Genomic DNA, 22982 nt, shown 5'->3' with positions numbered 1-22982 from the left:
GGACCCTCGCGTTCTCGACGCTGGGCACGACCATCGCGGTGGTGCGGGTCGAGCCGCCGGCCGAGGTCGACCTGGGCCGTGCGGGCCGTCACTTCGTGCACACCGTGCGCTTCTACGCCGACGACCCCGGCGGGCTCACCCGGACCCTCACCCAGACACAGCCGGACTTGAATACGAGCACGTGAGGCCGGATGTCCCCCGCCGGGCGGCTGACAGGATGTGACCTGTGGCACGTTCGGGGGATTCCGGAACGCCGCACAGTCCGTAACGTCGGCCCTATCGCACTCTGACAGTAATGAGGGGGAACGCTCCATGAGCGACATCGACAGCTACGACGGTGGCGACACCGGCCACGACGTGGACTACGGGCAGTACTCGGCCGGCCAGGAGCACGACGCCCTCGACCAGCTGCACCAGGCCCAGGGCTCCGAGCACGACGCGCAGTCGCAGTTCGGCGTGTTCGAGAACGACCACCACGCGCAGGAGTCCACGGACTACTCGACCGGCCAGCACGTCGAGTACGACCAGCCGGCGGCCGTGCACTACTCGTCGGACAACTTCACCAACTACAGCCACGACGCGTCCGAGGACGACCACGTCTTCGCCGCCGAGGGCAGCGAGTCCTCGCACTCCGCCGAGTTCTCCGAGCTCGACGCCCTGCAGCAGCGCTTCGACGCGAGCTTCGCCGAGGGCACCGAGCTGCACGCCGGCGAAGGCCACCTCGGCGTCGCCGACAAGTAGACCCGTTCGCACCTTCCCTGCGAAATCCGATCGGCCGGCGCCGGCGACATGCCAGCGCCGGCCGATTGGCATTCCCGGCCCGCCCGCGCGCGACCTACGGTCGGGGCATGGAGATTCTGCGGTACGCCGCGTTCACCGACGATCCCGCCGGCGGCAACCCCGCCGGCGTGGTGCTCGACGCGACCGGCCTGCCCGACGCCGACCTGCAGCGCATCGCGGCCGAGGTCGGCTACTCCGAGACCGCGTTCCTGACGCCGTCCGGACACCGCGCCGCAGCCGTGCGCTACTTCAGCCCCCGCGCCGAGGTCCCGTTCTGCGGCCACGCGACGATCGCCACCGCCGTCGCCTACGCCGAACGCTACGGCCCCGGCCCCATCCGCTTACAGGCGCCAGTCGGCGAGATCCGCGTCGACACCGCCGCCGGCACCGCGACCCTGACGACCGTCGCACCCGCCACCCGCACCATCCCGCCGGACACAGCGGCGCTTTTGCTGAGCACATTGCGGTACAACACGGAGGATCTGGATCCTGCCCTCCCGCTGCGAGCCGCCTTCGCCGGCGCGTGGCACCCCATCGTCGCCCTGCGCAACCGCGCGCGGCTATCCGCCCTGGACTACGACGAGCCCGCCCTCGCCGCCCTGATGGCCGACCAGCACTGGACCACCGTCGCCGTCATCTGGCGCGAGTCGCCAACGGTCCTGCACGCCCGCAACCCGTTCCCACCCGGCGGCATCTACGAGGACCCAGCCACCGGCGCCGCCGCCGCAGCCCTCGGCGGCTACCTACGCGAACTCGGCCTAGTAACGGTGCCGGTCGACCTGACCATCCACCAGGGCGCCGACCTGGGCCGCCCCAGCCTGCTCCACGTGGGCCTCGACGAGGACCACACCGCAGGCGTGCGCGTAACCGGCCGCGCCGTCGCACTGGACTAACCGCCAGAACCAACCGCCAGGACCGTCCGCCGCCAGTAGACCCCGATGCAGCGTTCGAGGGAGTGTGTGGAGCTCGCTCTTCGCTGTTAGCAGACCCCGGTGCGGTGTTGAGGGGGTGTGGGTGGAGCTTGCTCCCCCACCGCTTTTCAGGACATCGAACGGTCAAACCCCGCTGCCAAGGCGCCCATACAGTGGGCGACCTCGCGCTGCTCATAGACCAGAGCGCTCAACTTCGCGCTGCTCATAGACCAGAGCGCTCAACTTCGCGCTGCTCATAGACCAGAGCGCTCAACTTCGCGCTGCTCATAGAACCAGAGCGCTCAACTTCGCGGTGCTCATAGAACCAGAGCGCTCAACTTCGCGCTGCTCATAGCACCACAGCGCCCTACCTTGCGCTGCTCATAGCACCACAGCGCCCAACTCCGCGCTGCTCAAAGCACCCCAGCGCCCAACTCCGCGCTGCTCAAAGCACCCCAGCGCCCAACTCCGCGCTGCTCACAACCCAAAGCACCAACCCCGCGCTGCTCCCAGAACAAAAGCGAGCGTTGACCGACACCCTCCAGGAAGGGGCTGCCTCCCGTACGGGCATCGGTCAACGCTCAACGTGGCCACAGGGCAGGCGGTGCCCCGTCACGCCGGGTGGTTCAGCAGCTCGACGCGAAGCCGATCAGGGCGGTCGAGTTGCAGGAGACGTTGATCGGGGCCTGGAACGTGAACGACGACTGGTTGCCGTTGCCGATGCCGATGTTCCAGCCGGTGTTGTGGTCACCGTCGTTGTTGTAGGCGTACGCGCCGCCGCCACCGTTGCCGCGGCCGTAGTCGTCGCGGTCGTCGTAGGACGCCGCGTTCGCGCCGCCGTTGCGGTGGTGGTGATGGTGGCGGCGGTTGTTGTTGTTCGCGCCGAGCGCGTTCGCGCCGCCGCCGCCGTTGCGGCGGTTGTTGTAGCCGGCGCCGCTGTAGGAGCCGCCGCCGCCGTTGACGGCGTACGCGCCGCCGTTGCAGTTGGCGCTCGCGAAGCCGATGATCGCCAGCGAGTTGCCGCAGATGTTGACGGGCGTCTGGATGGTGGTGGAGCTCTGGTTCCCGTTGAAGAAACCAACGTTGGGCCCGCTGTTCCAGCTGTCGGCGTGGGCGGCGGTCCCGGTGAGCGCGAGGCCACCCATTGCCAGCGCGGCGACCTGCACCGACCGGATGAGCCAGCGTTTCATGATGACGACCTTTCGACGAGTGATCGACGGGGAACGTCCGTCGCGATTCCCACCTAACCCGAAATGCGAGCTGCGGACGGATATTTCGGAAAATTCCGTCACGCAATGCACCCGAGCGGTGACATAACGTAGTCTTCTTCGGCGCGCCTGCTTGGCCCGATCGGCTACTTGTGGCCGCGGTGACGTTTGAACAGGTGGCGCGCGGCCAACGCGAGCGCGATGAGAGCGGCGGCGGCCAGAATCCACAGCTGGTACCGACGAAGCTGTTCGATGTTGTTTCCGGCCACGGCGCCGACGGTCACCCACAGTGCCGTCCACAGCACGCCGCCGGCCGCGTCCCGGGGCGCGTACTGCCGCCAGGGCAGCGCCGTCGCCCCCGCGATGAGCCCGTTGGTCTGGCGCAGCCCGTCGACGAACCGGGCCAGCACGATGATGTTCTTCCCGCGGGTGGCGATGAACCGCTCGGCCCGCGCCAGGCGCTCCTCGGTCAGGCGCACCCGGCGGCCGAAGCGCAGCAGCGCCGGGCGGCCCGCGCGCCGGCCCAGCAGGTAGCCGAGGTTGTCCCCGGCGGTCGCGGCGAGCAGGGTGACCACGGCGACGGCGGGCAGCGACAGGTGCCCGTGCGCGGCGAGGGCCGAGGCGGCGACCACCGCCGTGACCGCCGGAGTCGGGATGCCGATGCCTTCCAGGAGCACGAGGAGGGCCAGCGCCGGATACCCGTACCGCTCGAACTGCTCCATCGGTCAAGATCCTGCCACGGGTACACTGAAGGGCAATGACCAGCTGGTATGAATCGCACATCGACCGGCAGATCCGCGAGGCGCAGGAGCGCGGCGAGTTCGACGACCTGCCCCTGGCGGGCAAGCCGCTGCCCGATCACGGCGAGCTGTACGACGAGGACTGGTGGATTCGCGACCTGGCCCGCCGCGAGGGCCTGCCCGGGGGCGTCCCGCCCACGCTGCGCCTACGCCGCGAGGTCGAGGATCTCCCGGCCGCCCTGCCCGGGTTCCGCTCCGAGGAGCAGCTGCGCCGCGCGGTGGAGGATCTCAACGTGCGCATCGAGCGGGCCAAGCGGGGCCTGATCGAGGGTCCGGCGACCATCCTGCGGCCCCTGGACGCCGACGCGATCGTGGCGCAGTGGCGTTCGACGCGTTGACGTCGGCGGACTTTTACTGTTAGTTAGTCTTCCTATTAGTAGGACCACGGGAGGCTAGAGGCATGAAGATCGCGGTCGTCGGGGGCGGGTCCACCTACACCCCGGAGCTGGTGGACGGCTTCGCCCGCCTCGCGCCCTTCGCCTCCGAGATCGTGCTGCTCGACCCGGCCGCCGATCGCCTCGCCGTCGTCGGCGCCTTCGCCCAGCGCATCCTGCGCACCCACGGCTCGGCCGCCACGCTGCGCTGGACGTCCGATGTGGACGACGCCCTGGCCGGAGCGTCCACTGTGGTCATCCAGCTGCGCGTCGGCGGCCAGCAGGCCCGCATCAGCGACGAGACCTTCCCGCTCGCCTGCGACTGCGTCGGGCAGGAGACCACCGGCGCCGGCGGGTTCGCCAAGGCGCTGCGCTCCGTGCCGGTCGTGCTCGACATCGCCCGCCGGGCCGACCCCGGCGCCTGGATCGTCAACTTCACCAACCCCGTCGGCATCGTCACCCGCGCCCTGCTCGACGACGGCCACCGCGCCGCCGGGCTGTGCAACGTGGCCATCGGCTTCCAGCGCCGCTGGGCCGCCGCGCTCGGCGTCGACCCGGCCGCCGTCGTCCTCGACCACGTCGGGCTCAACCACCTCACCTGGGAGCGGGCCGCCTACGTCGACGGCGTCGACCGGCTGCCCGGCCTGCTCGAGACCGGCCTGGACGACATCGCCGCCGGCGTGCAGATCCCGCCCGCGATCGTGCGCAGCCTCGGCGTCGTGCCGTCGTACTACCTGCGGTACTTCTACTGCCACGACGAGGTCGTCGCCGAGGAGCGCGACCAGCCGACCCGGGGCCAGAAGGTCGCCGAGATCGAGCGGGAACTGCTGCGGATGTACGCCGACCCGGCCCTCGACAGGAAGCCCGACCTGCTCGGCCAGCGCGGCGGCGCGTTCTACTCCGAGGCCGCCGTCGGCCTGATCGCGTCGCTGCAGCACGACGACGGCGGCATCCACGCCGTCAACGTGCGCAACCGCGGCTTCCTGCCGTTCCTGTCCGACGACGCCGTCATCGAGGCCACCTGCCGGGTCGGCGCCGCCGGTGCCGAGCCGGTCCCGGCCCCGCCGCTGCGCCCCGAGCTCGCCGGGCTCGTCGCCGGCGTCTCCGCCTACGAGGAGCTGGCCGTCGAGGCGGCGATCAAGGGCGGCCGCGACCGGGTGTACCGGGCCCTGCTCGCCCACCCGCTCGTGCGCCAGCACGACAAGGCCGAGCGGCTCACCGACGACCTGCTCGCCGCCAACCGCGCGCACCTGCCGTGGCTGTCCGCATGACCGCCCGCCTCTACGCCGCGGCCGACGGCGGCAACTCCAAGACCGACGTCGTCCTCGGCGACTCCGACGGGCGCGTCCTGGCCCGGGTCACGGGCGGGACGATCTCGCCGCACGCCGTACCGTTCGACGAGGCCCTGTCCCGCATCGCCGCCCTCGTCGCCCGGGCCCGCACGGAGGCGTCGCTGCCGGCCGGGATCGAGCTGTCGCAGCTGTCCGTGTACACCGCCGGCGCCGACCTGCCGGTCGAGGTCTCGCGGCTGACGACCGAGGTGTCGGCGCTGTCCCTGGCCGCGGCCACGACCGTCGACAACGACCTGTTCGCGCTGCTGCGGGCGGGCGCGGCCACCCCCGACACGGTGGGCGTGGTGTGCGGGGCGGGGATCAACGCGGCCGGGCGGCGCGCCGACGGGGTCACGGCGCGGTTCCCGGCGCTGGGGCAGCTCTCCGGGGACTGGGGCGGCGGGCATCACCTGGCGGCCCTGGCGCTGTACCACGCGGTGCGGTCCGAGGACGGGCGCGGGCCGGCCACCGCCCTGGAGGCCGGGGTCCGGTCGCACTTCGGGCTGCCGAGCGTGGAGGCGGCCGCGGTCGCGCTGCATCTCGGGGAGGTGGACCGGGCCCGGATGGACGAGCTGTGCGAGCTGGTGTTCACCGTGGCGGCGGCCGGGGACGACCTGGCCGGTCGGCTCATCCGGCGGCAGGCCGACGAGATCGAGGCACTGGTACGGGTGTGCGCCGCGCGACTGGCGCTGCTCGGGTCGGCGTACACCATCGTCCTGGGCGGTTCAGTGCTGACGGCGCGGCATCCGCAGCTGCACGAGGACCTCCTCGCCCGGCTGGCCGTGCTGTCGCCGCGGGCCACGGTGACCGTGCTGTCCTCGCCGCCGGTCACCGGCGCCGCGCTGCTCGCGCTGGACGCCCTGCACGGCGGGCAGTGCCCCGCGGACGTGGAGGACGCGGTCCGCGCCGCCCTGTAGGACCGGTCAGTCCCGGGTGAACCCGGCGAACGCCTCGAGCGCCTCGGCGTCGCCGTACGGGCTCGTCACGTACTCCCCGGCCCAGGCGGCGGCCCGCGGGTGGGCGCTCGCGGCGATGCGGGCCGCGGCCGCCGTCGCGTCATAGGCGGTGCGCCGCAACTGCACGGTGCCGTCGCCGAGCAGCGCCCAATACGCCCCGGCCGGCCCGTACGCCATCCCGACGCTGCCCGGGTTCACCACCCGCCGCCCGCCCGCGAGCCGGTCGAACGGCATGTGCGTGTGCCCGCACACCACGAGCCGCTCGCCGACCCCGCCGAGCACCGCCCGCCACCGCGCGACCGGCGAGTCGACGAGCACGAACTCGTCGTCGCGGCGCGGGGTCGCGTGGCAGAACAGCACCGGCCCGAGCCCGTCGACGTCCAGGGTGACGGTCATTGGCAGGCCGGCCATCAGGTCGCGGTGGCGCTGGTCGATCAGCCCGGCGCACTCGGCCGCGTCCGCCGCGCCGGGCCCCTCGCCGGGCCGGCCGTCGAACGCGTCGACGAGCTCGCGTTCCCCGTTGCCGTGCACCCAGACGGCCCGGTCCCCGAGCCCGGCCAGCCGGTCCAGCGTCTCGGCCGGCAGCGGCCCGCCGGCGATGTCGCCGAGCAGCACGATCCGGTCCGCGCCGCGCGCGTCGACGTCGGCCAGGACCGCCTCCAGGGCGGGCAGGTTGGCGTGAATGTCGGCGAGCACCGCGACCCTCATCGATCGACCCTACCGCCGGCCGTAAGCGGCGGCCGTCAGCGGGAGACCGGGGCGGGCAGCGGGTAGGTGACCCCGGTGAGCCGCTCGGACTCCGCCCACAGCCGGTCCTGCAGGGCGATGTCGGCGACGGCCGGGGCGGTGCCGACGAGGACCGGGCGGCCGGTGAACTCGCCCCACCCGTCCGGGCCGTAGTAGGCGCCACCCGCGGCCGCCGGGTCGGTGGCGGCCCGCAGGATCGGCAGCGCGGCCGGGAGCGGGTCCTGGATCAGCCACGAGAACAGCCACCTCGTCCGGCGGCTGGTGACGATGCGGAAGTGCAGCGGGCTGTACCGCATGAGCGCCGTCCGCGCCGCACCGGGATGGGCGGCCAGCGAGCGTGCCGGCGCGTCCACGGCGGCCAGGCGTCGCTGCAGGCCGCGGGCGAAGAGCAGGTTGGCGAGCTTCGACTGGGCGTACCCGGTCATCGGCTGGTAGCGGCGGCGGGCGAAGTGCAGGTCGGCGAGGTCGACGGCGCCGCGCTTGTGGGCGTTGCTGCTGACCGTGACGACCCGGGCGGCGGGTGCGGCCAGCAGGCGGCCGAGCAGCAGGCCGGTGAGCGCGAAGTGCCCGAGGTGGTTGACCCCGATCTGGGTCTCGAACCCGTCGGTGGTCAGGCCGAACGGCGGGATCATCAGCCCGGCGTTGTTGACCAGCAGGTCGAGCCGGTCGTGCGGGAACCCGCCGGCGTAGGCCCGCACCGACGCGAGATCGCCCAGGTCGAGCTCGTGCCGCCCGGGGGCCGCCACGATGGCGCCGCGCTGCTCCAAGGCCCGCGCCACCTCCCGGCCGATGCCCCCGCTCGCGCCGGTCACCAGGGCGACCCGGCCCGACTGGTCGCCGATGTCGTCGATGGACCACATACTGACCCCCTAGAATCGGGACGCACGTCCCGGTTGCCGCAACGATACGGGACGGGCGTCCCGTTTATCAACGGCATCCGGAATGGGTGTCCCGTGCACGGCAGGAGGTGGCGGATGCGGGCCGACGGGGTGCGCAACCGGGAGCGGGTGCTGGAGGCGGCCAAGCTGGCCTTCGCGGTCGACGGGCTGTCGGTGCCGGTCGCCGAGGTCGCCCGGCGGGCCGGGGTCGGGACCGGGACCGTGAGCCGGCACTTCCCGACCAAGGACGCGCTGTACGAGGCGATCGTCCTCGAGCAGGTCGAAGCGCTGGCGCGTGCGGCCGGGCGGCTCGGGTTCTTCGCCTACCTGGAGCACCTGGTGACCGTGGCGGCCGAGCACCGCGGCCTGGCCGAGGCGCTCGCCGGGGCCGGATTCGACGTGGCCGCCGCCGCCCGGCGCAGCGGGATCGACCTCGACGGCATCGAGGCCGGCCTGCTGCACGAGGCCCAGCGCGCCGGGCAGGTGCGGCCCGACGTGACCTTCGCCGACGTCAAGGCGCTCGTCGTCGGCTGCGTGGCCCGGGAGGCGGGCGGCGTTGACCTCGCCGCTCGGGCCCGGATGGTCGCGATGATGAAGACCGGGTTAAGAAGTCTGGACATGAACAGTTAACAAACCTAATAATGGCGACCACCGTCGATGGAGGTCCGCCCATGAAGCCTGCCAAGCGCGCAGCGCTCATCCTCGGCGCCGCAACGCTCCTGGTCACCGGCCTGTTCGTGGCCACCAACGCGTACGCGGCCAACCTGCTGTCCAATCCCGGCTTCGAGAGCGGCAACCTGTCGGGCTGGTCCTGCACCGGCTCCGGCTCCGGCGCCGTGAGCTCGCCCGTGCACTCCGGCTCGTACGCGCTCAACGGCAATGCCACCACGTCCGACACCGCGCAGTGCACCCAGACCGTCACCGTGCAGCCGAACACCGCGTACACGCTGTCCGGGTGGGTCCGCGGCAGCTACGTCTACATCGGGGTGACCGGCGGCGCGTCCACGTGGACCCCCGGCGCGTCGGCCTACACCAAGCTCACCGTCCCGTTCACCACCGCCGCCGGGCAGACCTCCATCCAGGTGTACCTGCACGGCTGGTACGGCACCGGCGCGTACCAGGCGGACGACATCGCCCTGGACGGCCCCGGCACCCCGCCGACCACGCCACCCGTGTCGCCGTCCCAGTCGAAGAGCCCGTCGGCCTCCGCTTCGCCGTCGCGCAGCGCCTCAGCGAGCGCATCCCCGTCGAAGAGCCCGAGCACCAGTCCGACCAGCAGTCCCACGACGCCGGTGACGGGCATTCCGAAGCATGCGCTCATCGGGTACAACCACGCCTCCTTCGCGAATGGCTCCGGTTACATCCGGATGGCCGACATCCCTGCCGCCTGGGACGTGATCGACCTGGCCTTCGGCGAACCGACCAGCGTCACCTCGGGCGACATCCGCTTCAACCGCTGCTCGGCCGCGGAGTGCCCGAACGTCGAGTCCGCCGCCGAGTTCCTCGCCGCCATCAAGGCCAAGCAGGCCCAGGGCAAGAAGGTCCTGATCTCCATCGGAGGCCAGAACGGCCAGGTCCAGCTGACCACGACCGCCGCCCGCGACGCGTTCGTGAGCTCGGTCAGCGCCATCATCGACCGCTGGGGCCTCGACGGGCTGGACATCGACTTCGAGGGCCACTCGCTGTACCTCAACGCCGGCGACAGCGACTTCCGCAACCCCACGACGCCGGTGGTGGTGAACCTGATCAGCGCCCTGAAGTCCCTCAAGGCCAAGTACGGCACCAGGTTCGTGCTCACCATGGCCCCGGAGACGTTCTTCGTCCAGCTCGGCTACCAGTTCTACGGCGGCACCACCCAGGGCGACAACCGGGCCGGCTCGTACCTGCCGGTCATCCACGCCGTCCGCGACTTCCTGACGATCCTGCACGTCCAGGACTACAACTCGGGCCCGATCTGGGGGCTGGACAACCAGTACCACACGATGGGCGGCGCCGACTTCCACATCGCGATGACCGACATGATGAAGGCCGGCTTCCCGGTCGCCAACACCGGCCAGACCTTCCCCGGCCTGCGCCCCGACCAGATCGCCTTCGGCGTCCCGGCCGCGGTCAGCGCCGGCAACGGCTACGTCGCCAACGCGGTCGTCCAGTCCGCCGTCACCTGCCTCGTCACCGGCTCCGGCTGCGGCGGCTACACCCTGCGCGGCGGCGCCTCCCCGTCCTTCCGCGGCCTGATGACCTGGTCGATCAACTGGGACAAGTACTACAACTGGGAGTTCCAGAACGCCCAGCGCCCGTACCTGAACACCTTGCCGTAGTTTGCAACGGGTGAGCGCACTCGAACAGTTGACCAGCTGGCCCGTGCCGACCGCCGCCGTGGCGGTCGTGGACCCCAAGGGAGTCCGCGACCGCCACGGCCCGGACACCACCCTCCCGTGGGCGTCGGTGACGAAGCTGCTCACCGCCCTGACGGTCCTGGTGGCCGTCGACCGCGGCGACGTCCTGCTGGACGAACCGGCCGGCCCCGAGGGCGCCACGGTCCGCCACCTGCTCGCCCACACCTCGGGCGTGGCGTTCGACAACGACCAGATCCTGGCCCAGCCGGGCCGCAAACGCATCTACTCCAACCGCGGCTTCGAACTCCTCGCCGACTTCGTCCTGACCCGCACCGGCGGCACCTTCCCCGAACTGATGACGGAATCCGTGCTGCGCCCCCTGGGGATGGGCGGCACGACGCTCACCGGCTCACCCGCCGCCGGCGCCCGCGGGCCGGTGTCGGACCTCGCGCTGCTGGGGCAGGAGCTGCTGGATCCGTCGCTCGTGCCCGATTTGATGGCGGAGGCGGTTGCGGTGCAGTACCCGGGGGTGACCGGCGTGCTGCCGGGGTTCGGGCGGCAGGAACCGAACGACTGGGGGCTGGGGTTCGAGCTGCGGGACCACAAGTCGCCGCATTGGACGGGTTCGCGGAACTCGCCCCGGACGTTCGGGCACTTCGGCAAGTCGGGCACCTTCCTGTGGGTCGACCCCGAGGCCGGCCTGGCGCTCGCCTGCCTGACCGACCGCGACTTCGACACGTGGGCGGCCGAGGTGTGGCCGGTGCTGTCCGACGCGGTTCTGGAGGAACACCGCGGCTAGTGGCGCTGCCGACCGCGGGTGATACCCAGGGCGTCGGCGAAGGCGGTCACGGCCGGGTGTTCAGCCGCGCCCGCGCGGAAGGCCAGTCGGGTGCGGCGGCGGGTGTCCAGGGGCGTCAGGACGACGCCCGCCGGGACGTCGGTGGCGGCCAGCTCAGGAATCAGCGCCACGCCCTGGCCGGCGGCGACGAAGGTGAGCACGGTGACGAAGTCGTCGGCGTGGTGGCGGACCCGCGGCGAGAAGCCCGCCGCCTCGCACGCGCGGACCGTCATGGTGTGGCACAGGGTTCCCGGGCTGGCCAGGATCCAGGGCTGGTCGCGGCATTCGGTCAGCCTTCGCGGGCCGAGTGCCGCCACGGAGATGGTTTCGTCCAGCAGGGGCAGGGTGCGCAGGGCCGGGTCCGGCTCGATGGGCACGAGGTCGTAGTCGTGGACCAGCGCCACGTCCAAGGCGTCGTCGCGCAGCAGTTGCGGGACCACGGCCGGGTCCAGCTCGTGGACGGACAGTTCGAGGCGTGGGTGGGCCTCGGACAGGGCTACCAGAGCCGGCGGTAGCAGTGTTCGCATCGCCGTTGGGAAGGCGCCGATGCGCAGTGGGCCGGACAGGCCGTCGCGGCCGGCGGCCAGGGCGGCGGCGGCGCGTTCCAGGGCGGCCAGGACCTCCTCGGCGTGGGTGACCAGGGTGCGGCCCGCCGGAGTCAGGGTTACCCGGCGGCCGGTGCGTTCCAGCAGGGCGATGCCGGCCTCGCGTTCCAGGGCGGCGAGTTGCTGTGAGACGGCGGACGGGGTGTAGGTGTGGGCGGCGGCCACGGCGGCGATCGTTCCGTGCTGGGCAAGGTCACGGAGCAAACGCAGCCGCCGTACGTCGAGCATCACATCAGCTTACGCTCGACCGTGGAAACGTGAACTGGTTCTGACGCTTCGCAACCCGCAGGCTGGAAGTCATGGAGCTCGCTGGTGTCTTCGTCCCCCTCGTCACCCCATTCTCCCCCGACCAAGGTGTCAACCCGGTGTCACTCCGCGCCCTCGCCGAGCACGTTCTCGCCGAGGGCGCGGCCGGCGTCGTGGCGCTCGGGACCACGGGGGAGCCGGCCACGCTGACGCCGCCGGAGCGGGCCGAGGTCATTGCCGCGCTGCGGGAGTATCCGCTCATCGTCGGGGTCGGGTCGAGCTCGACGGCGGCGACCGAGGCCGAGGTGGCCGCGCTGCCGCCCGGCGTCGTGGCGATGGTCGTCGTGCCGCCCTACACGCGGCCGGGGCAGGCCGGGGTGCTTGCGCACTTCCGGGCGGTCGCCAAGGCGGCGAACGGGCCGGTGATCGCGTACCACGTGCCGTACCGGACGGGGCAGGCACTTTCGACGGAAGCCCTGCTGGAGCTGGCGGCGATCCCGGGTGTCGACGGCCTGAAGCTGTCCGACGGGGCGGTCACGGCCGGCACGGTCGCGCTGCTCGCCGCCGCGCCGAAGGACTTCGCGGTGCTCGGGGGCGACGACGCGGTCATCTCGCCGCTGCTGGCGATCGGGGCGCGCGGCGGGATCCTCGCGTCCGCGCACATCTGCACGCGGGCGTTCGTGGCGCTGTGCGACGCCTGGCGGGACGGGGACGCCGCGACCGCGCGGGCGCTCGGGCCGGGGCTGGCCGAGCTGTCCGCGGCGCTGTTCGCGGAGCCGAATCCGGCCGTGGTCAAGGCCGTCCTGCACGCGCAGGGGCGGATCCCTACGCCGGCGGTGCGCCTGCCGCTGCTGCCGGCGAGCCCTGCGGCCCGGGACCGCGCACTGCTGCTCGCAGATCGTCCGCGATGGGACCGAGCGCCTTCCGCACACGTTTGAGCGCCGCCGGGTCGTCAGGCGAAGCCGACAAAGTGCGCAAATCGGGCGCAAGAGCCAACAACCCGTCCACCCACAGCAGCTCGCGGCGGGGGATGAAGCGGCGCACCGCATACAGGGGAGCGGCGGAAGTGCGCAGAACATCCAGCTGTCGTACGGCCAGTGCGTAATCCCCGTCGCGGATGGTGCGCAGGCACTCGGCTGTGCGTTTGCGCAGCACCGCGCCGGTGCGGACGGGCGCGATGAGGGTCGCCGGCAGGATCGCGCACAACGCGCCGGCCACCACGGCCACCAGCCGCGTGCCGAGCAGCGCGACCGTGTCGCCCACGCCGACCAGGGCGTACAGCAACGCGAGCGAGGCCGTCACGCTCGCGGCCCACCAGGCGTAGCCGAACTGGCGCAGGTAGAAGCCACCGGCGAGTACCGACAACAGCAGCACGACGGCAATCGGCCGGTGCGGCCCGACGGCCACGGCCAGGCCGGTCGCGACCAGGGTGCCGCCGAGTGCTCCGAGGGTCCGGTGCACCCCCTTGAGCAGGGCGTCCCCGCGCGATCGGGCCGCCGCGCCGACGGTGTAGGCGCTGATCACCGTCCACGCCCAGTGCTCGCCGAAGACGGTCTGGCCGAGCGTGAACGCCAGGGTCAGGGCGAGCGCGGACTGCACGCCCCGCCACACGTGCACCTTCGCCGCGGCGGTGCTCGGCAGCTCCGATTCCTCGTGTGTACCCCACAGTCTCCGCGCCACCAGCACGTACACCTCGGCCGTGAACACCGCGAGCGTGGCCCACGCCAGCGTGCGCAACGGGTCGCCGCCCGGGTTGACCGGGGCGATCAGCATGCCGATGAGCGGGAGCACCAGCGCGCGGCCGAGGCGTCCCGCGGCGGGGCCGAGCGCGCGCGCGGCGGTCGCGGCGGCCACGGTGACGACGAAGAACGCGTCGCCGTACGCGTGGGCGGCGTGGAAGAGCACCGCGAACGTGGCGATGACGAGGGCTCCCACCGGTACCAGCAGCAGGCGCATCGGCCCGTGCTGCCCTTGCGATCGTCCGGCCATCATGGCGACCGCGGCCCCGAGGACGACGATCCCGGTCTGGTGGGTGAGCGGGATGAGCGTGACGACCGTCGCCAGCAGCGGGGCGAAACCGGCGAGCGCGGCCCGGATATTACGCACCTGCTGAATATTGCAGGCGCGGTACCGTAAGCGCAACCATGGACGCGGATCCCGATCTCAGCCTCGCCCGGGCGGTCCGGCGGGCGACTCAGCGGCTGGGGCGCCGCCTGCAGCTCGAACGCGCCGCCGACGGGCTCAGCCTGACGAAGATCAGCATGCTGGGGCACCTGGCGCGCAAGGGGCCGATGGCGGCGGGCGCGCTCGCGGCGGCGGACCGGTTGCAGCCGCAGTCGGTGACGCGGGTGCTCGCCGAGCTCGAGGGCGACGGGCACATCGAGCGCCTCGAGCACGTGGCCGACCGGCGGCAGCGGGTCTTCGCCATCACCGACGCGGGCCGGGCGGTGCTGCGCGAGGACATGCGGCAGCGCGACGAGTGGCTGGCCGCCGAGATGGCGTCGCTCGACCCGGGGGAGCGCGCCGCGCTGCTGCGAGCCGCCGCGATCATCGAACGGCTCGCCGAATAGCCGCTACCTGATGTTGTCCCGCTCGGCGCCGATGGTCGTGTCCGGGCCGTGGCCGGTGTGCACGACGGTGTCCGGCGGCAGCGTCAGCAGCCGGTCGGTGATCGAGCGCAGGATCGTCGGCTTGTCCGAGAACGAGCGGCCGGTCGCGCCCGGGCCGCCCTCGAACAGCGTGTCGCCGGAGAAGACCACGTGCTCCGCCGGCAGGTGCAGGCAGACCGCCCCCGGGCTGTGGCCGGGGGTGTGCAGCACCGTCAGCGTGGCACCGGCTACCCCGATCCGCTGGCCGTCGGTAAGGTGCGTTGTCGGTTCGAGAGCGGGGTGCTTCATGTGCCACAGCGGCAGATCGTCCGGGTGCAGCAGGATCGGCGCGCCGGTGCGCAGCGCGACCTCGGGTGCGGCATCGATGTGGTCGTCATGACCATGGGTGCACACGATCGCGACGGCGCGGCGACCGCCCAGCGCGTCCACGATCGCGGCGGCGTCGTGGGCGGCGTCGATGACGATCGCCTCCTCGTCGTCGCCGACGATCCAGACGTTGTTGTCGACGTCAAAGGTCTCACCGTCGAGCGAGAACGTGCCCGACGTGACCAGCCGTTCGATGCGCACCATGGGTCCCAAGCCTATGCGCTGCGGCGCCGGGCCACGCGGCGGGATGACGTCCAGGTCGGCCGGTACGCCTATCGGGTGCTCCGCCCGGTCCGGCCCCTGCGCGACACGGCCGTCACCCGCACCGGCGAGCTGCGCACCACGCGCCGCGACGCGCTGCGGATGCACGCCCTCGCCCCGCTGGCCACCGGGCGCACCCTCGTGGCGTTCCCGCTGCGCGACGAGCGCGGCATCCCCTTCGACCTCGTGCTGGCCGACGAGGCGCTGAAGTTCCCGGTCGAGCGCTGGTCGGACGTGCGGGCCCGGCTCGGTCCCGGCCGCGTCGAGCTGCACGCCGCGCACGGCGTCCCGGCCACCCCGGCCAAGCCGCGCCTGGAGGCCGGTCGGCACGCGCTGTTGGTGACCGACCCCGGATTGATAACCGTGCATTACAAGTAGGTCACGGGGCGGACAGCGGGGGCCGGTTCCGGCACGATGTCCGGCGTGGTTCGCCTCTATGGACTCCTGTTCCTCATCGACCTCGTCATGCTCGTGTGGGCCGTGATCGACTGCCTGTCGACGGACGAGTACCTGGTGCGCAACCTGCCCAAGGTCGCGTGGGTCTTCATCATCCTGCTGTTCTCGCCGATCGGGTGGATCGCCTGGTTCGTCGCCGGCCGCCCGCAGCAGCCCGCACGGGCCGGCGCCGGCGCGCAGTGGCGCCCGGGCAGCGGTTTCCCGGAGGACCAGCGGCCGGTCGCGCGGCGGGACCTGGCTCCCGACGACGATCCGGCGTTCCTGCGCGAGCTGGCGAAGAACCGCCGCGCCGACGAGGAAATGTTCTCCAAGTGGGAGGCGGACCTGCGCCGCCGCGAAGAGGAACTCCGCAAGCGAGACGACGGCAAGGCTTAGTGGCGGACGGTCTTTCGGGCACCGTTGTATACCGTGCGATGTCCTGAAAAGCAGTGGGGGAGCAAGCTCCACCCACACCCCCTCAAAAAAACCGCAGCGGGTCCTATCCGCGGCGGGGTCTAGCGTTCTTCGCCGTCGGCGCGTTCCAGGAGGGCGGCGCGCTCGGCCGGGCTGTGGGCGAGCGCGGCGGCGTCTCGGAACAGGGCCGCCGCTCGCGCGTGGTCGCCGGCGCGGGCGGTGAACTCGGCCTCGGCCGCGATCGCGTGCGGGTAGCCGTCCAGGGCGCCGCCGGCCCGGGCCGCGGCCAGCAGTTCGAGGCCGGCCGCGGGGCCGTGGGCGTAGCCGTGGGCGACCGCGCGGTTCAGCGCGATCACCGCCGTCGGCTGGCGCTTCCACAGCAGGTCGTAGCAGGCGGCGATGCCGGACCAGTCGGTGCCGCCGTCGGTGGCGTGGAAGGCGGCGATGCGGGCCTGCAGCGCGTACGGGCCGTCGCCCAGCCCGTCCAGCAGGGCCCGGCCCTCGGCGATCGCGTCGCGGTCCCACAGCGCCCGGTCCTGCTGCTCCAGGGTGAGCAGCCGGCCGTCGGGGGAGCGGCGGGCGGCCCGGCGCGAGTGCTGGAACAGGAACAGCGCCAGCAGCCCGGAGACCTCCGAGAGGTCCTCCGGGGCGGGGGACACCGCCGGCAGCAGCGTGCGCAGGAGCCGGGCCAGCCGGATCGCCTCGTCGGCGAACGCCGGTTCGCCGTCGGGGTTGTAGCCGTTGGTGAACAGCACGTAGAGCACGCCGAGCACCCCCGGCAGCCGCTCGGCCAGCGCGGGGCCCTGCGGGACGCGGTACGGGATGCCGGCCTGCGCGATCTTCGTCTTGGCGCGGGTCAGCCGGCGGGTCATCGCCGCCTCGGTGGTCAGGAACGCGCGGGCGATGTCGGCGGTGCGCACCCCGCAGATCGTGCGCAGCGTGAGCGCCACCCGGGCCTCCAGGGGCAGCGCCGGATGGCAGCAGGTGAAGATCAGCCGCAGCCGGTCGTCCGGGAACCCGTCGGGTGTCTCGCCCGGTTCCGGGTCGGCGAGGATCGCGAGCTGCTGCAGCTTGGTGCGCTCCACGGCGGCGCGGCGCAGCACGTCGATGGCCCGGTTGCGGGCCGTGGTCATCAGCCAGGCACCCGGGTTGTCGGGCACGCCGGAGGACGGCCACCGCTGCAGCGCGCCGGCCAGGGCCTCCTGCGCACAGTCCTCGGCCAAGTCCCAGTCTCCCGTCATGCGGATGAGCGCGCCGACGATCCGCGGGTACGCCTCGGCCGCCCCCGTCGTGACGGCCGAGGCGATGTCCATTGCGACGATCACCGCTCCAGCGCGACGAGCGGCCGGATCTCGATGCGCCCGCCGCGGGCCATCGGGTGCGTGCGGGCCACCTCGATGGCCTCGTCCAGGTCGGCGCACTCCAGCAGGTCGAAGCCGAAGATGACCTCCTTGGTCTCGGCGAACGGCCCGTCGGTCACGAGCAGCTCGCCGTTGCGCACCCGCACGGTCGTCGCCGCGGTCGGCGGGGCCAGGACCGAGCCCTGCAGCCGGCGGCCGGACTTGTCGTTCGTGTCGACCCAGACGTCGATGTCGGGCTCGGGGGCGGTGTCCGTGTCGGGCTCGCTGTCGCTGCAGACGAACATCATGTACTGCATCAGGTGGGTTCCTCTCTGATCGTGCGTCGTGCAGGTGACGAACGGGCAGCGGCGATCCGGACACTCAGCCGAGCGGAAATTTTCCGTTCCGGAACAGGTCGACGAAGATCTGGTGGTCGCGGCGGGCGACCGCACCGTACCGATGGGCGAATCCGACCAGGTCGTCGGTGAATCCGGCCCCGTCGCGCCCGATCGCCGCCACGATGGCGTCCTCGGTGGAGAAGTCGACGAGGTCGTGCGCGGACTCGTCGTCGGCGACCGAGTGCATCCGGGCGGTCGCGCGGCCGAGGTACGCCATCACGCTGCGCAGCTCGTCCGGCTCGTTCACGTCGCTCCAGTCGAGGTCGGTCGCGTACGGCGACACCTCCGCGACCAGCTGCCCGACCCCGCGCAGCTGCGTGTGCCCGGCCCAGGCGTCCGCGTGCGCCTGCAGGGCCCGCTGCGACTCGCTGGTGCGGTGCCCCTGGTGGCGGAAGTACGACCGGACCCGCTCGTCGGTGATCCAGCGCGACACGGCCGGCGCCGGTCGTACTCCTCGATGGCCGTCTGCGCCTCCAGCAGCGCGACCCGGGTGCGCAGGCGGGCGCGCTGGAGCACGTCGTGCAGCACCCCGGCGGTCGTGTCGAGCGTCAGCGACCCGATCGCCCCGCCGCCGGCGATCCCGCGCAGCTCCGCCACGTACGCCGCCGCATAGCCCGCCACGAGCTCGCCGATGACGGTGTCGGAGAGCGCCTTCTCGTACCCGATGAGGGCCACGCTCGCCGCGAACCGTTTCAGGTCCCAGGTGAACGGCCCGACGTAGGCCTCGTCGAAGTCGTTGACGTTGAACACCAGCACCCCGGCCGAGTTCATGTAGGTCCCGAAGTTCTCCGCGTGCAGGTCCCCGTGGATCCACACCCGCGCGGTGCGCTCGTCGAGGAAATCGTCGGGCGTCCCTTGTACGTCGGCGTAGAACACGCACGCGCTGCCCCGGTAGAACGCGAACGGCGACGCCGCCATCTTGCGGAACTTCCGCCGGAACGCGGCCGGGTCGACGGCCATCAGCTCCCCGAACTCCGCCACGAGCACGTCGGTCAGGGCATCGGCGCGATCCATCGCCCGACGATAGCGTTCCTACGCCCGCTTTCCGGCCAACCCGTCGACGACCAGCTGGAGTCCCCGCCCCTTGGACGGTCCGGGCAGCCGCTGCTCCATGACGACGGCCCCCGCGATCACCGCATGCAACTCGGCCGTCGTCAGATCCTCTCGTACCGCACGAGCCTCCTGCGCCCTCGCCAGCAACACGGCGATCGCGCCCTCCAGCTCGCGCCCCGCCTCGCGGATCGCCTCCCCGGTCGCGGCCGGATCGGTCAGCGCCGCCGACAGCGCCAGGTTCTGCGCCGCCTCGGCGGCGAGCCGCCGGAAGAACCCGAAGAACGCCGGCCCCGGCTCGTCGGCGCCGGCGAGTTCCGCACCGGCCGCGGCCAGCTCCTCCAGCCGATCCGCGATGACGGCCGCGAACAGCGCATCCTTGGTCGGGAAGTGCCGGTGCACGGTCCCGGGCCCGACCCCGGCCCGCCGCGCCACATCGTCCAGGCTGACCCCCGGCCCGAGCTCGGCGAAGGCGTCCCGGGCCGCGGACAGGACCCGCTGGCGGTTCCGCACGGCATCGGCACGAGGCATCGGCACCCCTTGAAGCGGGGCGTGCGCCCCGCTATCGTCGCGGTCATAACCGGGGCGGCTGCCCCGCTTGCCCTGGGGAGGGTTGTTCCGATGATTATCCTGACCGGCGCGAACGGCACGTTCGGCCGCCTCGTCACCACGCACCTGCTCGCGCTGACCCCCGCCGTGGCGGTCAGCGTCCGCGACCCCGCGCGGGCCGCCGACCTGGGCGTTCCAGTGCGCCACGGCGACTTTGCCGTCGCTGAGACCCTGCCATCGGCGTTCGCGGGCGCCTCGACGGTACTGATCAACGGCACGTACCTCGGCGCGGCCCCAGAGGTGCGCGGCCCGCAGCTGCGTGGCGCGATCACGGCCGCGGTGGAGGCGGGCGCCGATCGCGTGGTCGTGACGAGCTGGCCGGATCTCGCCCACAACACCCTGCCGTCGACCGCCGACTACGCCGAGACCGAGTCCTTCGTGCGCGGGCTGGCGGTGCGGTGGACGCTGGTGCGGGTCGGCTTCGGCCTGGCGGCGGCGCTGGCCCGGGACGTTGTGGCGGGCCGCCGCGACGGGGTGCTGACCGCGCCGGCGGGCGACGCCCGGCTGGCGGTGGCGTCGACGGCGGACCTGGCCGAGGCGACGGCGCGGGTGCTGGCGGGCGGGTCCGGGCACGACGGGCGGACGTACGAGCTGACCGGCCCGGACACCGTCGGCTGGTCCGACCTGGCCGCGTTGGCCGGGGTGGCGTACGAGCCGGAGCCGGAGCCGGACTTCCGGGAGCGCTGGGCGGCTCGGGGCTGGCCCGCACCGGTGGTTGAGCAATTGCTGGCGCTGTATGCGTGCATTCGTTCCGGGTGGGCGGGCACGCCGACCGGGGAATTGGCGGCGCTGCTGGGAAGGCGGCCGGTTGCCGCGCTTGCGGCGGTTCGCGAGGCGGCGGGGGAGTGAAAGGGCCGGTGGAAAGGGAGTGAGCGCAGGGTGACCGCCGGACCGCGAAGGGTGGAGTGGGAGGTGAAACGCAGAGGTCAACGCGGTGAATCCGAGCCGAACAGCCGGGTGGTTCGGCCGTTCCGGGGCACGCGGGGGTCATGTTCGCCGACTACGCTGCTGGCCTTGTGTCGATGGTTTGCGTGAAGTGCGGTGCCCCCGGGCACGACACCAACGGTCGATGCCTCTGTCTGCGCCACGGCGGCGTCCCATCGGCGGAGTTCGTCGCGGCGCTCGTGGGCGGGGGTGACGGCGCGGTTCGCTGGCCCGACCGGTTGCCGGAGCTCGAACCCGTGGCCGGGGACGGGGAGGTGCCCGACTGGCTGCCCGACGGGGTGCGAATTCCGGAGCAGGCCCGGGACGAGCCCGACCTTCCCGACCTGCCGGAGCTCGACGCGTTCGACGACGACGTCATCGAGGACCGGCCGCCGGTCGCGCTGCGGGCGTTCACCTGGGTCATGCTCACGGTCACCGTGCTGCACCTGGTGCTGCTGGTGGTCGACGTGCTCGTGCTGCGGCGCGAGGACGCGGTGCTGGGGGAGTACGCGGCCGAGGCGGGTTCGATCCAGGAGCCGGCCGCCCAGGCGGTGTTCGCGCTGGTGGACCGGGTCGGGTCGGCCGTCGGGATCGCGCTGTGGGTGACGCTGCTGATGTTCGCGGTCTGGTTCGGGGTCGTCGGGCGGGTCGCCGACCGGCTGGGGCGGGACCGGCGGAGCATTCTGCGGCACTGGACGTACCTCGGCTGGCGGTTGGCACTGATCCCGCTCGTCGTCTATCTCTTCGCCGAGGCGGCGCGGGACGAGGTGCGGCCGACCGAGCGCCTGGCGTTCGTCGCCGACGCCATCGCCGCCAACCACACGGCGATCGTCTTCGTGTCGCTGCGGATGCTCATGCTGGGGCTGCTCGCGTGGTTCGTCGTCGTGGTGTGGCGGCGGCTCAACCCGCCCCGGGACGACGCGCTGCCGTTCTGAAGCGCGCTAAGCGGCGGCGTGCTCCATCCACCACTCGGTGAACTCGCGGCACTGCCCGACGGTGTCGAGCCGGATGAGCCACAGGTTGCTGTACGTGGCGTGCGGGTAGGTCGTGACGCCCTGCACGACGCTCAGGTCGGGGCTCACCGTCACCGGGAACCAGGTGAACGTCGTCTCGCCGCGCTGGTCGCGGTGCAGCAGCCACTGGGCCACGATCGCGTCGCGGCCGCGCCACGGGTCGGCGTAGGGGGCGCCGTAGTAGGCCGCGTCCTCGGCGAAGAGCTCCGCGATGCCGGCCGGGTCGTTGCTGTTCCACGCCCGCACGTAACCCTCGACCCAGCCGGTCACGGCCTCCAGATCCGTCATGCGCTATTCCTACACGTAGGCTGGGGCTGTGGCGAGGTACTTCGACGTGCACCCGGACAACCCGCAGCCGCGGCTGCTGCAGCAGATCGTGACCCTGCTGCGCGCGGACGGCCTGATCGCGTACCCGACGGACTCCTGCTACGCGCTGGGCTGCCAGCTCGGCAGCCACCCCGGCCTGGCCAAGATCCGGGAGATCCGCCGCCTCGACGACCGGCACCACTTCACCCTCATGTGCCGCGACTTCGCCCAGCTGGGCCAGTTCGTGCAGATCTCCAACTCGGTGTTCCGGCTGGTCAAGGCGGTCACCCCGGGCAGCTACACGTTCATCCTGCCGGCCAGCCCCGAGGTGCCCCGCCGGCTGCTGCACCCCAAGAAGCGCACCGTCGGCGTGCGCATCCCGGCTCACACGGTCACCCAGGCCCTGCTGGCCGAGCTCGGCGAGCCCCTGCTCTCCAGCACGCTGCTGCTCCCGGGCCAGGACGAGCCGATGACCCAGGGCTGGGAGATCAAGGAGTCCCTCGACCACCAGCTCGACGCGGTCGTCGACGGGGAGTGCGGCACCGAGCCGACCACGGTCGTCGACCTCTCCGAGGACGAGCCGGAAATCCTCCGCGTGGGCGCCGGCGACCCGACCCGATTCGAATAGCCGCACCGGGGGGTGCGAAAAGCAGCAAACCGCCTCGCTGGTACCGCACGCCGCTTCGGCGTTTGCCGCCCGTTCCGGATGGGCTGCTCCGGCGATATTTGACCGTTCCCGGCCGGCCTTTCTCGAAGGCCTTCGTCGATGACTCCAGCCCGATAACGGATTTTCGGCTGGCAATGGCCGCGCTGGAATCCGGTATCCGCGCTCAATCGGACGGATCGGGCCGGGGTCCAGCACCGCTGGGCCGGTCGCAGCCGGCGGTCGACCGGGACGTCGAGGTCGGAGGCTGATGGTGGTCGCCGTCATCGCAGCACCGCGCGCCGCGAAGCAGCAGCCGGCCGAGGCCGGGCGGCTGGTCGATCCGGCCCTGCGCGCCGCCCTCGACTCGCTGCCGTCCTCGACGCGGCACATCGCGGGGTACCACTTCGGCTGGTGGGACCCCGGTGGCGGGACGGCCCGCGCCGACGCCGGCCAGGCGTTGCGCGCCCGGCCCTGGTCTTCGGCGGGGCGCTCGCGGTCGGCGGCACCGACCTCGACGCCGTGACGGGGGGCGGTCGCCGTCGAGCTCGTGCACAACTTCGCGCTGCCGCACGGTGACGCGATGGACGGCGACGCGGCCGCC

28 protein-coding genes and 1 pseudogene are annotated in these 22982 nt (G+C 72.5%); 17 read left to right on the top strand and 12 right to left on the bottom strand.

Going from position 1 to position 22982, the window contains the following annotated elements; all coding sequences use genetic code 11:
* Positions 1 to 41 precede the first annotated feature (41 nt).
* From ACQP00_RS36325 to ACQP00_RS36315, 3 genes are all read left to right on the top strand, one after another.
* The gene (locus ACQP00_RS36325; RefSeq protein ID WP_433204651.1) at positions 42 to 185 is read left to right on the top strand and encodes a hypothetical protein; all 144 of its coding nucleotides are present in this window, start codon (positions 42 to 44) and stop codon (positions 183 to 185) included.
* A 127-nt stretch (positions 186 to 312) separates the two neighbouring features.
* On the top strand, positions 313 to 741 hold the full coding sequence (locus ACQP00_RS36320) for a hypothetical protein (protein WP_433204648.1): 429 nt from the start codon (positions 313 to 315) through the stop codon (positions 739 to 741).
* A gap of 107 nt (positions 742 to 848) precedes the next feature.
* A complete protein-coding gene (locus ACQP00_RS36315; RefSeq protein WP_433204646.1) occupies positions 849 to 1673 on the top strand; it encodes a PhzF family phenazine biosynthesis protein in 825 nt (274 codons plus the stop codon).
* A 644-nt stretch (positions 1674 to 2317) separates the two neighbouring features.
* Here ACQP00_RS36315 and ACQP00_RS36310 read toward each other — a convergent pair.
* Together ACQP00_RS36310 and ACQP00_RS36305 are read right to left on the bottom strand one after the other, a co-directional pair.
* Positions 2318 to 2881 carry a chaplin family protein gene (locus tag ACQP00_RS36310; RefSeq protein WP_433204643.1) on the bottom strand — a complete coding sequence of 188 codons (564 nt, stop codon included), beginning with the start codon at positions 2879 to 2881 and terminating at the stop codon, positions 2318 to 2320.
* A gap of 164 nt (positions 2882 to 3045) precedes the next feature.
* Positions 3046 to 3621 (bottom strand): DedA family protein, encoded by a 576-nt coding sequence (locus ACQP00_RS36305; RefSeq protein ID WP_433204640.1) that lies wholly within the window; start codon positions 3619 to 3621, stop codon positions 3046 to 3048.
* Between the two features lie 35 nt (positions 3622 to 3656).
* Between ACQP00_RS36305 and ACQP00_RS36300 the strand changes: the two genes are divergently transcribed.
* The 3 genes from ACQP00_RS36300 to ACQP00_RS36290 all read left to right on the top strand — a co-directional run bounded on the left by ACQP00_RS36300 (position 3657) and on the right by ACQP00_RS36290 (position 6321).
* Positions 3657 to 4037 carry a DUF1992 domain-containing protein gene (locus tag ACQP00_RS36300; protein WP_433204637.1) on the top strand — a complete coding sequence of 127 codons (381 nt, stop codon included), beginning with the start codon at positions 3657 to 3659 and terminating at the stop codon, positions 4035 to 4037.
* A gap of 62 nt (positions 4038 to 4099) precedes the next feature.
* Positions 4100 to 5344: a 6-phospho-beta-glucosidase gene (locus ACQP00_RS36295; RefSeq protein ID WP_433204634.1), complete on the top strand. Its 1245-nt coding sequence runs from the start codon at positions 4100 to 4102 to the stop codon at positions 5342 to 5344.
* A complete protein-coding gene (locus ACQP00_RS36290) occupies positions 5341 to 6321 on the top strand; it encodes an N-acetylglucosamine kinase (RefSeq protein ID WP_433204631.1) in 981 nt (326 codons plus the stop codon). Before ACQP00_RS36295 ends, ACQP00_RS36290 begins: the two co-directional genes overlap by 4 nt.
* 6 nt (positions 6322 to 6327) lie before the next feature.
* Here the strand turns inward: ACQP00_RS36290 and ACQP00_RS36285 are convergent, their stop codons facing one another.
* Together ACQP00_RS36285 and ACQP00_RS36280 are read right to left on the bottom strand one after the other, a co-directional pair.
* Positions 6328 to 7068, bottom strand: a complete 741-nt coding sequence (locus ACQP00_RS36285; protein WP_433204628.1) for a metallophosphoesterase family protein — start codon at positions 7066 to 7068, stop codon at positions 6328 to 6330.
* 35 nt (positions 7069 to 7103) lie between these two features.
* The gene (locus ACQP00_RS36280; RefSeq protein WP_433204625.1) at positions 7104 to 7967 is read right to left on the bottom strand and encodes an oxidoreductase; all 864 of its coding nucleotides are present in this window, start codon (positions 7965 to 7967) and stop codon (positions 7104 to 7106) included.
* A 114-nt stretch (positions 7968 to 8081) separates the two neighbouring features.
* On the opposite strand from ACQP00_RS36280, the gene ACQP00_RS36275 reads away from it, so the two are divergent.
* From ACQP00_RS36275 to ACQP00_RS36265, 3 genes are read left to right on the top strand one after another with little or no spacing between them, the layout of a single operon-like run.
* Positions 8082 to 8615, top strand: a complete 534-nt coding sequence (locus tag ACQP00_RS36275; protein WP_433204623.1) for a TetR family transcriptional regulator — start codon at positions 8082 to 8084, stop codon at positions 8613 to 8615.
* A gap of 41 nt (positions 8616 to 8656) precedes the next feature.
* A complete protein-coding gene (locus tag ACQP00_RS36270; protein WP_433204620.1) occupies positions 8657 to 10303 on the top strand; it encodes a chitinase in 1647 nt (548 codons plus the stop codon).
* Between the two features lie 10 nt (positions 10304 to 10313).
* On the top strand, positions 10314 to 11120 hold the full coding sequence (locus ACQP00_RS36265; protein ID WP_433204617.1) for a serine hydrolase domain-containing protein: 807 nt from the start codon (positions 10314 to 10316) through the stop codon (positions 11118 to 11120).
* Here ACQP00_RS36265 and ACQP00_RS36260 read toward each other — a convergent pair.
* Positions 11117 to 11992 (bottom strand): LysR family transcriptional regulator, encoded by an 876-nt coding sequence (locus ACQP00_RS36260; RefSeq protein ID WP_433204615.1) that lies wholly within the window; start codon positions 11990 to 11992, stop codon positions 11117 to 11119. The two genes, ACQP00_RS36265 and ACQP00_RS36260, sit on opposite strands and share 4 nt — an antisense overlap.
* A gap of 71 nt (positions 11993 to 12063) precedes the next feature.
* On the opposite strand from ACQP00_RS36260, the gene ACQP00_RS36255 reads away from it, so the two are divergent.
* On the top strand, positions 12064 to 12948 hold the full coding sequence (locus ACQP00_RS36255) for a dihydrodipicolinate synthase family protein (protein WP_433204612.1): 885 nt from the start codon (positions 12064 to 12066) through the stop codon (positions 12946 to 12948).
* On the opposite strand, the gene ACQP00_RS36250 is transcribed toward ACQP00_RS36255, so the two are convergent.
* Positions 12836 to 14116 (bottom strand): FUSC family protein, encoded by a 1281-nt coding sequence (locus ACQP00_RS36250; RefSeq protein WP_433204609.1) that lies wholly within the window; start codon positions 14114 to 14116, stop codon positions 12836 to 12838. The genes ACQP00_RS36255 and ACQP00_RS36250 overlap by 113 nt on opposite strands.
* Before the next feature lie 38 nt (positions 14117 to 14154).
* Between ACQP00_RS36250 and ACQP00_RS36245 the strand changes: the two genes are divergently transcribed.
* Positions 14155 to 14580: a MarR family winged helix-turn-helix transcriptional regulator gene (locus ACQP00_RS36245; RefSeq protein ID WP_433204606.1), complete on the top strand. Its 426-nt coding sequence runs from the start codon at positions 14155 to 14157 to the stop codon at positions 14578 to 14580.
* Between the two features lie 3 nt (positions 14581 to 14583).
* Here the strand turns inward: ACQP00_RS36245 and ACQP00_RS36240 are convergent, their stop codons facing one another.
* A complete protein-coding gene (locus ACQP00_RS36240) occupies positions 14584 to 15189 on the bottom strand; it encodes an MBL fold metallo-hydrolase (protein ID WP_433204603.1) in 606 nt (201 codons plus the stop codon).
* A 75-nt stretch (positions 15190 to 15264) separates the two neighbouring features.
* On the opposite strand from ACQP00_RS36240, the gene ACQP00_RS36235 reads away from it, so the two are divergent.
* Together ACQP00_RS36235 and ACQP00_RS36230 are read left to right on the top strand one after the other, a co-directional pair.
* Positions 15265 to 15624, top strand: a complete 360-nt coding sequence (locus ACQP00_RS36235; RefSeq protein ID WP_433204600.1) for a hypothetical protein — start codon at positions 15265 to 15267, stop codon at positions 15622 to 15624.
* Positions 15625 to 15711: 87 nt separating this feature from the next.
* Positions 15712 to 16077, top strand: coding sequence for a PLD nuclease N-terminal domain-containing protein (locus tag ACQP00_RS36230; protein WP_433224112.1), 366 nt, complete (start codon positions 15712 to 15714; stop codon positions 16075 to 16077).
* Between the two features lie 119 nt (positions 16078 to 16196).
* Here the strand turns inward: ACQP00_RS36230 and ACQP00_RS36225 are convergent, their stop codons facing one another.
* The 4 genes and pseudogenes from ACQP00_RS36225 to ACQP00_RS36210 form a co-directional block, all read right to left on the bottom strand.
* Entirely contained in the window at positions 16197 to 17408 is a 1212-nt protein-coding gene (locus tag ACQP00_RS36225; RefSeq protein ID WP_433224110.1) for an RNA polymerase sigma factor, read from the bottom strand.
* An 8-nt stretch (positions 17409 to 17416) separates the two neighbouring features.
* Positions 17417 to 17752: a YciI family protein gene (locus ACQP00_RS36220; protein WP_433204597.1), complete on the bottom strand. Its 336-nt coding sequence runs from the start codon at positions 17750 to 17752 to the stop codon at positions 17417 to 17419.
* A gap of 64 nt (positions 17753 to 17816) precedes the next feature.
* Positions 17817 to 18847, bottom strand: a pseudogene (locus tag ACQP00_RS36215) (DUF2252 family protein).
* A gap of 18 nt (positions 18848 to 18865) precedes the next feature.
* The gene (locus ACQP00_RS36210; protein ID WP_433204594.1) at positions 18866 to 19414 is read right to left on the bottom strand and encodes a TetR/AcrR family transcriptional regulator; all 549 of its coding nucleotides are present in this window, start codon (positions 19412 to 19414) and stop codon (positions 18866 to 18868) included.
* 90 nt (positions 19415 to 19504) lie between these two features.
* Here ACQP00_RS36210 and ACQP00_RS36205 point away from each other — a divergent pair, with 90 nt between their 5' ends.
* Together ACQP00_RS36205 and ACQP00_RS36200 are read left to right on the top strand one after the other, a co-directional pair.
* Positions 19505 to 20341: an NAD(P)H-binding protein gene (locus ACQP00_RS36205; RefSeq protein WP_433204591.1), complete on the top strand. Its 837-nt coding sequence runs from the start codon at positions 19505 to 19507 to the stop codon at positions 20339 to 20341.
* Between the two features lie 182 nt (positions 20342 to 20523).
* Positions 20524 to 21351, top strand: a complete 828-nt coding sequence (locus ACQP00_RS36200) for a hypothetical protein (RefSeq protein WP_433204588.1) — start codon at positions 20524 to 20526, stop codon at positions 21349 to 21351.
* A gap of 6 nt (positions 21352 to 21357) precedes the next feature.
* Here the strand turns inward: ACQP00_RS36200 and ACQP00_RS36195 are convergent, their stop codons facing one another.
* Complete coding sequence (locus ACQP00_RS36195) at positions 21358 to 21717, bottom strand: nuclear transport factor 2 family protein (RefSeq protein WP_433204585.1); 360 nt, start codon at positions 21715 to 21717, stop codon at positions 21358 to 21360.
* A 28-nt stretch (positions 21718 to 21745) separates the two neighbouring features.
* On the opposite strand from ACQP00_RS36195, the gene ACQP00_RS36190 reads away from it, so the two are divergent.
* Together ACQP00_RS36190 and ACQP00_RS36185 are read left to right on the top strand one after the other, a co-directional pair.
* A complete protein-coding gene (locus ACQP00_RS36190; protein ID WP_433204582.1) occupies positions 21746 to 22363 on the top strand; it encodes an L-threonylcarbamoyladenylate synthase in 618 nt (205 codons plus the stop codon).
* Positions 22364 to 22649: 286 nt separating this feature from the next.
* Positions 22650 to 22904, top strand: a complete 255-nt coding sequence (locus ACQP00_RS36185) for a hypothetical protein (protein WP_433204579.1) — start codon at positions 22650 to 22652, stop codon at positions 22902 to 22904.
* Positions 22905 to 22982: the final 78 nt, after the last annotated feature.

It is taken from the genome of Dactylosporangium sp. CS-047395 (assembly GCF_050942185.1).
In the GTDB taxonomy this organism is placed as follows: Bacteria; Actinomycetota; Actinomycetes; order Mycobacteriales; family Micromonosporaceae; genus Dactylosporangium.
This window is presented reverse-complemented; position numbering and strand designations above follow the sequence as displayed.